Origin of the sequence: Proteus mirabilis ATCC 29906 (genome assembly GCF_000160755.1) — a bacterium.
Taxonomy (GTDB): Bacteria; Pseudomonadota; Gammaproteobacteria; order Enterobacterales; family Enterobacteriaceae; genus Proteus; species Proteus mirabilis.
Genome location: NZ_GG668593.1, coordinates 83,154 through 95,575, shown reverse-complemented (window position 1 = coordinate 95,575; position 12,422 = coordinate 83,154). Strand labels below are relative to the sequence as shown.

At 40.1% G+C, this 12,422-nt stretch carries 7 protein-coding genes and 1 pseudogene; 3 read left to right on the top strand and 5 right to left on the bottom strand.

Features of this window, described 5'->3' with window-relative positions; all coding sequences use genetic code 11:
* Both phoQ and HMPREF0693_RS18035 read left to right on the top strand, forming a co-directional pair.
* The gene (phoQ, locus tag HMPREF0693_RS18040) at positions 1–1,464 is read left to right on the top strand and encodes a two-component system sensor histidine kinase PhoQ (protein WP_004247113.1); all 1,464 of its coding nucleotides are present in this window, start codon (positions 1–3) and stop codon (positions 1,462–1,464) included.
* Between the two features lie 194 nt (positions 1,465–1,658).
* Complete coding sequence (locus HMPREF0693_RS18035; protein ID WP_004247112.1) at positions 1,659–2,780, top strand: ribosomal protein uL16 3-hydroxylase; 1,122 nt, start codon at positions 1,659–1,661, stop codon at positions 2,778–2,780.
* A 580-nt stretch (positions 2,781–3,360) separates the two neighbouring features.
* Here the strand turns inward: HMPREF0693_RS18035 and pepT are convergent.
* From pepT to lolC, 5 genes and pseudogenes are all read right to left on the bottom strand, one after another.
* Positions 3,361–4,605: a peptidase T gene (pepT, locus tag HMPREF0693_RS18025; RefSeq protein WP_004247111.1), complete on the bottom strand. Its 1,245-nt coding sequence runs from the start codon at positions 4,603–4,605 to the stop codon at positions 3,361–3,363.
* A gap of 51 nt (positions 4,606–4,656) precedes the next feature.
* Positions 4,657–5,514 carry a Sir2 family NAD+-dependent deacetylase gene (gene cobB, locus HMPREF0693_RS18020; protein WP_004247834.1) on the bottom strand — a complete coding sequence of 286 codons (858 nt, stop codon included), beginning with the start codon at positions 5,512–5,514 and terminating at the stop codon, positions 4,657–4,659.
* Between the two features lie 90 nt (positions 5,515–5,604).
* A complete protein-coding gene (gene lolE, locus HMPREF0693_RS18015; protein ID WP_004247109.1) occupies positions 5,605–6,852 on the bottom strand; it encodes a lipoprotein-releasing ABC transporter permease subunit LolE in 1,248 nt (415 codons plus the stop codon).
* Positions 6,852–7,557, bottom strand: a pseudogene (gene lolD, locus HMPREF0693_RS18010) (lipoprotein-releasing ABC transporter ATP-binding protein LolD). Before lolD ends, lolE begins: the two are co-directional and overlap by 1 nt.
* On the bottom strand, positions 7,550–8,752 hold the full coding sequence (gene lolC / locus HMPREF0693_RS18005; RefSeq protein ID WP_012367767.1) for a lipoprotein-releasing ABC transporter permease subunit LolC: 1,203 nt from the start codon (positions 8,750–8,752) through the stop codon (positions 7,550–7,552). Before lolC ends, lolD begins: the two are co-directional and overlap by 8 nt.
* 194 nt (positions 8,753–8,946) lie before the next feature.
* On the opposite strand from lolC, the gene mfd reads away from it, so the two are divergent.
* The gene (gene mfd, locus HMPREF0693_RS18000; RefSeq protein WP_004247103.1) at positions 8,947–12,402 is read left to right on the top strand and encodes a transcription-repair coupling factor; all 3,456 of its coding nucleotides are present in this window, start codon (positions 8,947–8,949) and stop codon (positions 12,400–12,402) included.
* Positions 12,403–12,422: the final 20 nt, after the last annotated feature.

Below are 12,422 nucleotides of genomic sequence, written 5' to 3'. Positions count from 1 at the left end.
ATGCGTAAAAAACAACGTTCGCCCTTCTCTTTACGAACAAGATTTTTACTTGCCACCAGCGCCATTATTTTAGCACTGACACTCTCTTATGGTTTGGTTGCCATAGTCGGTTCTATTGTCAGTTTTGATAAAACGACTTTTATGCTAATGCGTAGCCAAAGTAATCTCTACTATAGCTTAGCGCAATGGAAAGATGGGCAATTGCAGATTGAATTTCCGACTAACCTCAATAACAACAACACATCGCTGGTGGTTATTTTCGACGAGAAAGGCAATGTGCTATGGACGCCAACGGATTTACCTCAGGTGATCCCAAACAGTATCGCGCCAAAATGGCGCAATAAAGAAGGCTTATTTGAAATTAGTGTGAATGTTAAAACGACACGTTTTATGTTACAGCAACTGCCTCAATATCGTGCCTATCTAAAAAAACTCAACGAATATTCAAGTAATGATACCTTAACGCATTCCGTGGTTATTAATCACTATCCTGCGGCGGATAATATGCCTTATCTATCCATTGCGGTTATCGATCCTATTCCTCAAAGTCTGCAAAATGTAAGTAGAGTCTGGGATTGGTTTCTCTATATATTACTAGCTAATTTTCTTTTGGTGATCCCATTAATTTGGTTAGCAGCCCATTGGAGTTTAAGGCCGATTAAATCCATTATTGAGCAGATCAGCGCGTTGGAAAAAGGCACTCGCGATAATTTAGATGAAAATCCTCCTAAAGAGCTCAAAGGATTAGTTTATAATCTCAACATTTTATTGCGTAATGAACGCAACCGTTATAGTAAATACCGTACCAGTTTATCTGATCTGACCCATAGCTTAAAAACCCCCCTTGCTGTTTTACAATCAACATTACGTGCTCTACGTGCTGGCAAACAAATGTCTATAGAACAAGCTGAGCCAATTATGCAAAGTCAAATTGAACGAATTTCACAGCAAGTTGGTTATTATTTACATCGAGCTTCTCTTCACGGCGATCACGATATAACAACACGCAAGCTCCACTCTTTATCAGGCTTACTTGACAATCTTTGTAGTGCACTTAATAAGGTCTATCAATCCAAAGGCGTTGATATAACGTTAAATGTTTCCCCTGAAATGATGTGGTTAGGTGAAAAGAATGATTTTATGGAAGTCATGGGGAATGTACTTGATAATGCTTGTAAGTACTGCTTAGAGTTTGTCGAGATCAATGTAAGTCATGATGACAATTGTGTGATTATCACCGTAGATGATGATGGCCCAGGAGTCAGCCCAGAAAAAAGGGAGCTTATTTTTCAGCGTGGTACACGTGCAGATACATTGCGCCCAGGACAAGGCTTAGGATTATCAATTGCTGTTGATATTATTGAGCAATATAACGGTGATATCACCATTACTGATAGTCCATTAGGGGGGGCGAGACTCATCGTCACCTTTGCTGAGCAACAACTCACTACTGAAATAGAGTAACGCTCTTCTCTATCAACTTATATTATTGCTGATTTAATTTAGGTCTTATCACAATAAGATTGCGAGATGTATGATAACTACGCAGTTGTCAGTATATTACTCGTTATTACTCACATTGCACCAAGGAATGTTTAGCAGGAAGTTGTAATTCATTATATGATATTTTTAGGCTTCCCAAATTCAGGAAATACACAATGGACTATAAACTTAATTTAGATTGGCAATCATTTTTAGAAAGCCATTGGCAAAAACGTCCTTTATTAATCAAAAACGGCTTCTCTGGTTTTATTGATCCTTTATCTCCTGATGAACTTGCGGGTCTTGCAATGGAAGATGAAGTGGATAGCCGTCTTGTGAGTTGTCAAGATGGGCAATGGGGAGTTAAACATGGGCCTTTTGAGCACTTTGAAGGTTTGGGCGATAAAGATTGGTCGTTATTAGTTCAAGCGGTCGATCACTGGCATTTTCCAAGTGCGGCATTGATGAAACCTTTTCGTGTGTTGCCCGATTGGCGTATTGATGATTTGATGATCTCTTACTCTGTTCCCGGAGGCGGTGTGGGTCCTCATCTTGATCAATATGACGTATTTATTATTCAAGGGCAAGGTCGTCGTCGTTGGCGTGTGGGTGAGAAAATCCCAATGAAACAGCACTGCCCTCACCCGGATTTACTTCAAGTTGATCCTTTTGACGCCATTATCGATGAAGAATTAGAGCCGGGTGATATTCTGTATATTCCACCTGGATTTCCTCATGAAGGTTATGCCATTGAAGAATCACTAAACTATTCTGTTGGCTTTAGAGCACCTAATGCACGAGAGCTATTTAGCGGTTTTGCTGACTATGTTTTAGCAAATGACTTAGGAAGCTACCGTTACAGTGATCCTGATCTTACTCCTCGAGATAATCCGGCATTAGTCCAGCATCAAGAATTAAATAAGTTGCATGATATGATGGAAGACTTACTTGCCCAACCCGAAGTATTCCGTCATTGGTTTGGGGAGTTTATTTCTCAATCTCGCCATGAACTTGACTTGGCCATTCCTGAACCTTTATATGAAAATGCTGAGATCCACGATTTACTGCAACAAGGTGAACAACTTCATCGTTTAAACGGTATTCGCGCACTGCGTGTTGGTGATAGTTGCTTTGTTAATGGTGAATTAATGGATACTCATCATATTGAAGCTGCAGATGCCCTTTGCCAATATGATTGTATTGATAAACAACATTTAGGTGATGCTTTAGCAGATCCAAAATTTATACGCTTATTGACGCATCTTGTTAACCAAGGCTATTGGTATTTTGAAGATTAAGTATAAATAAACTATTTTTATACAAACACACCCAGCTAATTATAGCTGGGTGTTATTTTAACTATGTTAATAAACAGTAACTGTTATCTTATTAAATAATACATCGCCTCTTTTAGTAACGTTCTTGTGCCATAAAATAACCATGGCAAAACGATAAAAAACGCACTCTGTAGCCCTAAAAGTAACCAGGTATGCTTATCATTTGATAAATATAAAGAAAATATAATAAGATGGGTAATTAAAAAATAGCTGATAACGATAATAAACGATGCTTTATACTCTTGTTTACTAAGAGTATTATCACTGGTTATCGGTATTTTTTTACACAGACATTCTGATCTTGTTTGTTTTATTATTATTTTGGAGAGTACAGCCATTACGCAAATATCCTTATATCATTTTATTTAGATTATAAAGAATATTATTTGAAATAATCGGCCAATAACTTATAAAAAACAAACTTATTTTTAAAGTTTAATTTTAAATAATATGAAAAAAAACCTATATTTAAAAGACAAAGATAAAATAATAGCCGAGATTGTCGGCTATTATGGGGCAATTATTTTACATAACTGCTCTATTAACAAATAACTTTTGCTTTTTCTCTTTCGGCAGTAATTTCAGCAATTCGCATAATAACACTTACTGCGGCTTCCATACCTTCTAAAGAGATAAATTCATGTTTGCCATGAAAATTATACCCACCCGTGAAGATATTTGGGCAAGGTAATCCGCGGTAAGAGAGTTGAGCACCGTCTGTACCACCACGAATAGGCTTAATATCAGGTTCAATATCACAATCAATCATTGCTTGTTTTGCAATATCAATAACATGTGGATACTGAACCACTTTATCATGCATATTGTAGTAGCTATCATCAATAGTTAGTTCAATATAGCAATCAGGATGTAGACCTTTACCTACTTTTTCAGCAATCGTGATCATGTTTTGTTTACGCTTTTCAAACTGATTGCGATCAAAATCACGAATAATATAGTGCATTTCGGCTCTTTCCACCGTACCTTTAATACTTTGTAGGTGATAAAAACCTTCATAGCCTTCTGTGTTTTCAGGGGTCTCTTCAACAGGTAATTCTTGGTGAATACGCGAAGCGAGTCCTAACGCATTTACCATCACGCCTTTGGCACTACCGGGATGAACATTATTACCAACGATTTTAATACTCACAGAAGCGGCATTGAAATTTTCATATTCCAATTCGCCCACACCACCACCATCAACGGTATATGCCCAGTTAGCACCAAATGCTTTTAGGTCGACATAATGTGCACCACGCCCTATCTCTTCATCCGGCGTAAATGCAATACGGATATCACCATGAGGTCGATTTTGTGCTTTTAAACGTACCATCGCAGTGACTATCTCTGCGATACCGGCTTTATCATCAGCACCTAATAGAGTTTTACCATCCGTTGTAATTAATGTTTTACCAATCATTGAGTGTAAAATTGGAAACATAACCGGTGATAATACTTCATCACCAATACCTAGCGCGATATCACCACCACGGTAATCTTCAAGCACTTGAGGTTTTACATGTTTACCTGAAAAATCAGGTGAAGTATCAAGATGGGAAATAAAGCCAATAACAGGTACAGGCCAAGATACGTTAGAGGGCAAACTCGCCATAACGCATCCTTTATCACTGAGTGTCACATCAGAAAAACCCAGTTTTTTTAATTCTTGTACCAGTGCCTTCGCTAATTTTAGCTGACCATCGCTACTTGGTGACATTTTCGATGATGGTTTCGATTGTGTATCAAAACTAATGTATTCAAAAAACCGTTCTAATAATTTATCCATTTTGCCCCCTAAATCTCTCTAATAACAATAATAGGGAACTCTATAAAATAATTATTGCGTCAAATCAGCTTTAGGATCATTAATTAAATCAAACAATTTATGGACATATGCATCAACCACTTGGCTTGCGGGGCCATAATGTTTTTCTTCAAACTCACTCTCCACTAAGCTAGGTTCAAGGTTAAGCTCAACCGTGTGAGCCCCTGTTAACCGTGCTTCATGGACAAACCCAGCAGCAGGATAGACATTCCCCGAAGTGCCAATAGCGATAAAGAGATCTGCCTGTGCTAAAGCGTGATAAATTTCATCCATGCCGATTGGCATTTCGCCAAACCAAACAATATGTGGACGTAGAGGAGAGGGAAATTGGCAACAATGGCAATAATCTGTCGTTGATAAATCCCCTTTCCATTCAAAAACTTGACCTGATTGCGGACAGCGGACTTTCAATAACTCACCATGCATATGGAGAATATGTTTACTCCCTGCTTTTTCATGTAAGTTATCAATATTCTGCGTGACCAGCAGGAAATTGTCCTTTCCAAGATATTGCTCAAGTTTTGCTAATGCATAATGTGCTTCATTAGGTTGAATTGAGGGTTGTTGTAATTGACGACGGCGCTCATTGTAAAACTGCTGAACCAGCTTAGGGTTGCGGTGATATCCCTCTGGCGTTGCCACATCTTCAACGCGATGCTCTTCCCACAATCCATCTTCTGATCGAAAGGTTTTTATACCTGATTCAGCCGAAATGCCCGCCCCGGTTAGCACCACTACTTTGGGTAAATTCATTTCATGTTCCGTTTTATGGGTTAAATGAAAATAACGACAACGTGAGTGTTGTCTACGTAAACTTTTTATCTTACGAAACTTCCTAAGCCGACGATGACGAAGTTTAAGTTTCATCATGGCAATCCTTGGTTTTTATATTTAACAATCAATAAAAATTGATAACTTTACTGTCTTATTTCCGTTTATATCCATTTTATGTCAATAAACTTACTGTCCACTTAAAATTCTAGCAGGATCGAGTTTAGTTGCTCGACGAGCAGGATACCAACTGGCAATCAAACTCAAAATAACCGTCGTCAAAAATACGGAGAAAACATCAATTGCATGTATTTCTGAAGGTAAGAAATCGACAAAATAGACATCTCCTGATAACACACTATGCCCTGTCATGGATTCAATTACCGAGACAATAGGGGTTAAATTTAGTGAGACGACTCCCCCCATAATAACACCGGCCACGCATCCGATCATGCCTGACAACAGTCCGTACCATAAGAAAATATTGCGAATATGGCTATCCCTTGCACCTAACGTTCGTAAAATAGCAATATCTCCGCTCTTATCTCTTACCGCCATAATCAGCGTCGAGACAATATTAAAACAAGCAACCCCAATCACTAAAATCATTGAGAGGTACATAATGCTGCGGATCATCTGAATATCGCTATACATATAACCATAATCGCTGATCCAGCTTTTAGCATAAACATAGGCTTGGCTATTTAAGCCTGCATTATGAATAATTTCATTAGCTAGAAATGGATCGCTTGTTTTCACTTCAATACCCGTAATTCCTTTGCCGTAATCAAGATACTGTTGCGCATCTGCCAATGGAATTAACGCTAATTGGTGATCGAGCATACCACTGAGTTTAAATATACCACTGACTTGTAAACGAATGCGTTTAGGTTGTAATAGCTTTTTCGGATCATCATTGTTAGGGATCAGAATAGTTAACCAATCACCTTGTTTGATTTTTAAGGCATCGGCAACACCTTGACCAATAATGATTTGTTGTTGACCCGCTTGAAAATGTTGCCATGCATTATTTTGCACATAGCTCGGTAATAAACTGATATCACTTTGTTTATTCGGTTCAACCCCCATCACTTGTACCGCTTTTAATTCGGTTCCTTTTTCAAGTAATCCGGTTAATAAAATATAGGGGGCAGCAGCAACAACACCCTCAGTATTTTCAATCCGAGATAGTGCCGGTTGCCAAGATATAAAGGGTTGTTCTACCGAATAAATTTGTCCATGGGGAACCACAGAAAGAATGCGGTTTTTTAATTCACGTTCAAAACCGTTCATGGCACTTAATCCGATAATCAATACCGCTACACCCAACATAATGCCCAGCGTTGAGATAATCGAAATTAATGACACCATACCAGCACGTTTTCGTCCTTTTGAAAAACGTAATGCGGTAACTAAAGCAAGTGGCAACTGCGCCATTATTCCACTCCTGAAATCGCTTCTTGAGACTCTAATTGACCATCTTTCATTTCAAGTTGACGTTGAAAGCGTGCCGCGAGAGATAAATCATGAGTAACAACCAAAAAGGCAGTTTTCTTTTCTTTATTTAATTTCATGAGTAATTCGAAAATACCTTCCGCATTTTTTTGGTTCAAGATTACCTGTCGGCTCATCGGCTAAAACTAACGCCGGATCGTTTACTAAGGCTCTAGCAATAGCAACACGTTGTCTTTCTCCCCCAGATAACTCAGAAGGACGATGATGCGCACGAGCAGTTAATCCTACGGCATCAAGTAAAGACATCGCTTTCTGTTTGGCCTTTACTGCACTCATTCCACCAATCATTAAAGGCATTGCAACATTTTCTAATGCAGTAAAATCAGGTAACAAATGGTGGAATTGGTAGATAAAACCCAATTGAGTATTACGTAAATCCGCCTTTGCCGTTGAAGTTAATTTATTGAGCGATTGCCCTTTAAATATCACTTCACCTGAGGTTGGAGAGTCTAAACCACCCAATAAATGTAATAGGGTACTTTTACCTGAACCTGAGCTGCCGACAATCGCCATAAAATCACCTTGATTGATCGCGAAAGAGACGGATTTTAAGACTTGTGTTGAAATAGCACCATCTTGATACTGCTTACAAAGTGCATGACATTGTAATAAAGGGGTATTACTCATAACGTAGCGCCTCTGCTGGCTGAATAGTTGCGGCCCGCCAAGACGGGTATAAAGTCGATAATAATGAAATCACAATAGCGGCAAAACCAATCATAAAGACTCGGCTCCACTCTAAAGTCGCGGGTAATTCTACCCCATGAGGAATAAGCCCTACCGCAGGCATAATCACATTTAGTTGGCTTGATAGTAACGCCCCTAACAAACCTCCGGCAATAGCACCTAAAATACCGGCACCTGCTCCTTGTAGCATAAAAATAGACATTATCTGTGAACGCTTTAAGCCCATGGTTTGTAATATTGCCACTTCACCTTGTTTTTCCATCACCAGTAATGAAAGCGAAGTAATAATATTAAACGCGGCGACCGCAATAATTAGGCTTAATAATAAGCCCATCATATTTTTTTCCATTTTCACTGCTTGGAAAAATTCGCCCTTTCGTTCACGCCAATCTTTCCAACTTAAACCTGCTGGCAAAGGTTCAGCACTGTATTTTTCAATATTAAGGGGGGTTGAGAAGAATAGACGCCATCCGGTAATATTGCCGGGTTGATAGCGCATCAAACGCGCCGCATCTTGTTGATTGACTAGAAGTTGAGAAGCATCAGCATCACCGCCACTTTGGAAAATACCTTTGACAGTAAACAGTCGTTGGCTAGGCACTCGGCCCATTGGGGTGAGTTGGCTTACGCCGGGAACAATAAGGCGAATGCTATCCCCTTCTTTGGTTTTTAGCTGTTTAGCTAAACCACTACCGAGGATCACACCATATTCTCCCGGTTTTAATAACGAGAAATCGCCATAGCGAATAAACTGTGTTAGGGGTTCATCTTGTGCTTTATCAATCCCTAACATCACGCCAACACCGATATTATCTTTACTTTGTAATACCACATCCCCTTCAACTAAAGGAACGACATTGATAACATCTTCTCGTTTTAATAACATTTGTGCAGTACTATCTTGTTTGGGTAGCTGCCCATTGGGTGTTGTGATAACAGCTTGTGGAATATAGGCCAAAATGCTGTTTTGTAATGAGCGTTCAAAGCCATTCATCACAGAAGTCACTGTGATCAATGCCGCAACACCCAGCATAATCCCTAAAGCGGATAGCCATGAGACGAATCGACCAAATTTGTCGACTGCGCGACCCCGCATATAACGGAGCCCTATAAAAAATGAGACAGAATTGTACATGAAAACTGTGCTGTTCCTGTTGCTAATGCTAAGTGTTCAGGGATAATAAAGGGTAGTCTTACTGAATGGAACCACTCTATTCCCAAACTGTGGTTTTTTCTTTTATCTTAACCTGCCCGCCAGTTTAAGCTTTGGCGATGTCGCTAAAGATGTGTTGGGAGTTAACTACAACCAAGAGTTCACATTACACGCTTATGTCCTCAGAATATCGTTATCAACTTCCTGTAAAACAAGGGGATACTCGCCAGCTGGGTCAGCTGACAGGTGCCGCTTGCGCCCTAGAATGTGCAGAAATCATCAAACGTCATGCTGGATTAGTCGTTCTTGTCACTCGTGATATGCAAAATGCACTGCGTTTACAAGATGAAATCCGTCAGTTTTGTGATTATCCTGTAGAGACATTATCTGATTGGGAAACATTGCCTTACGACAGTTTTTCTCCCCATCAAGAAATAATCTCTAACCGCCTTTCTACGCTATACCGTATTCCATCACTTCTCAAGGGAATTTTAATCTTACCCGTCAATACGTTAATGCAAAAAGTCTGCCCAACAGATTATCTCGCAAGTCATGCATTAATAATGAGTAAAGGAGAGCAACTTTCTCGCGACAATTTACGCAAAACATTTGATGAGGCGGGTTATCGTCATGTAGAACAAGTGTTAGAGCATGGCGAGTATGCAACACGCGGCGCATTACTTGACCTATTCCCGATGGGCAGTGAATTTCCTTATCGAATTGACTTTTTTGATGATGAGATAGATAGCCTAAGAACTTTTGATGTTGATACGCAACGCACCTTAACAGAAGTCGAGCAGATCAAACTATTACCGGCTCATGAGTTTCCAACTGATCCTAATGCGATTGAACTCTTTCGTAGCCAATGGCGTGAACGTTTTGAAGTAAGACGTGATCCTGAACATATCTATCAACAAGTAAGTAAGCAAGTATTACCCGCAGGGATTGAATACTGGCAACCGCTCTTTTTTAGTCAGCCATTATCCAATTTATTTGCTTATTTCCCACAAAACACCTTAATTGTGACGCAAGATCTGCAAGATTGCGCTGATAAATTTTGGCAAGATATCAACCAACGTTATGAAAGCCGTCGTGTTGATCCCATGCGGCCATTACTGCCACCAGATGATATTTGGCTTAATGTCGAAACGCTCAATCAACAGTTAAAACAGTGGCCACGTATTCAACTTAAAACGCAAGCACTGCCGGAAAAAGCGGGTTATACCAATTTAGGTTATCAACCACTGCCTGATTTATCAGTCAATGCACAAAGTAAATCACCGCTTGATAATCTACGCCGTTTCCAAGAGCAATTTTCTGGCAGTATTGTTTTTTCGGTTGAAAGTGAAGGCCGGCGGGAAACCGTTCAAGAGCTCTTATCTAGAATTAAAATTGCCCCCAAACAAATTATTGAATTAGCGGATGCTAAAGAGAAAGGGTGTTATTTTATTATTGGCTCTGCAGAGCATGGCTTTATTGACAATTATCGTCAGTTAGCGCTGATCTGCGAAAATGATATGTTAGGTGAGCGAGTCCACCGTCGCCGTCAAGATAATCGTCGCACCATCAATACCGATACACTGATCCGCAATCTGGCAGAATTAAGTCCCGGACAACCTGTTGTCCATCTTCAGCATGGGGTGGGTCGTTATCAAGGTATGACCACCTTAGAAGCGGGTGGCGTAAAAGCAGAGTACTTGATCCTCTCGTATGCGGGAGATGACAAACTCTATGTTCCTGTTTCGTCACTGCATTTGATCAGTCGCTACTCTGGTGGGGCGGATGAAAATGCGCCTCTTCATAAATTAGGGGGTGATGCTTGGACTCGTGCGCGCCAAAAAGCAGCTGAAAAAGTGCGTGATGTGGCGGCGGAATTATTAGATGTCTACGCTCAACGAGCCGTTAAATCTGGTTTTGCGTTTAAATTAGATAAAGAACAATATCACACTTTCCGCCAAAGCTTCCCCTTTGAAACCACACCCGATCAAGAGATGGCAATTAATGCCGTATTAAGTGATATGTGCCAAGCCATTGCAATGGATAGGTTAGTATGTGGTGATGTTGGTTTTGGTAAGACAGAAGTTGCTATGCGTGCGGCATTTCTTGCAATAAGCAACAATAAGCAAGTGGCTATTTTGGTGCCTACTACCCTACTGGCTCAACAACACTTTGAAAACTTTCGTGATCGCTTTGCTAACTGGCCGGTCAATATTGAGATGATCTCACGTTTTCGTAGTGCCAAAGAGCAACAGCAGATCACCGAAAAATTAGCAGAAGGCACCATTGATATCGTTATTGGTACACATAAATTATTACAACCGGGCATTCAATGGAAAGACTTAGGGTTATTAATTGTTGATGAGGAGCATCGCTTCGGTGTACGTCATAAAGAGCGTATTAAAGCAATGCGTGCCAATGTCGATATATTAACCTTAACGGCCACCCCTATTCCTCGTACGCTAAATATGGCGATGAGTGGTATGCGTGATCTGTCAATTATTGCCACCCCACCCGCTCGCCGTTTATCCGTTAAAACATTTGTCCGCGAATATGATGATCTGGTTGTTAGAGAGGCTATCTTGCGTGAAACATTACGTGGCGGGCAAGTGTACTATTTATATAACGATGTTGAAAATATAGAGAAAGCGCGTGATAGGCTAGCACAGTTAGTACCTGAAGCTCGTATTGGTATTGGCCATGGGCAAATGCGTGAACGTGAGCTTGAACGTGTGATGAACGATTTTCACCATCAACGATTTAATGTATTGCTCTGCACCACCATTATAGAAACGGGTATTGATATTCCGAGTGCCAATACCATTATTATTGAACGTGCTGATCACTTTGGTTTAGCACAGCTACACCAATTACGTGGACGCGTTGGTCGCTCTCACCATCAAGCCTATGCTTATCTATTAACCCCTCATCCCAAAGCAATGACTAAAGATGCCCATAAACGCTTAGAAGCGATTGCCTCCCTAGAAGATCTCGGCGCAGGTTTTGCTTTAGCCACACATGATCTAGAAATTCGTGGTGCGGGAGAGTTATTAGGTGAAGAGCAAAGCGGTCAAATGAATACCGTTGGCTTCTCTTTATATATGGAGTTACTAGAAAGTGCAGTTGAAGCATTAAAAGAGGGTCGAGAGCCATCATTAGAAGATCTGACCAATCAGCAAACCGAAATTGAATTAAGAATGCCGGTGCTATTGCCCGATGACTATATTCCTGATGTCAATGTAAGACTCTCTTTCTATAAACGTATTGCCAGTGCCAAAGACTTAAATGAACTTAATGATCTAAGGGCAGAGCTTATTGATAGATTCGGCACCTTACCTGATGCAGGACGCAACTTATTACGTAATGCGGCTATTCGATTAAGCGCCATGAGTTTAGGTATATCTCGCATTGAAGCCCATGACAAAGGTGGCTTTATTGAGTTTGGTGAAAAAAATAATGTCGACCCGACTTATTTAATCGGTTTATTGCAAGAGCAACCGAGTGTCTTCCGTTTAGATGGCCCTACCAAATTGAAATTTATGATAAGCCTAACCGATCGAGAAAAACGACTCACTTTTATCGACGATATGCTCACCGCTTTTAGTGAACACAAAATAAACGCATTATCTGTTTAGATAATAAAATGCAAAAAGGC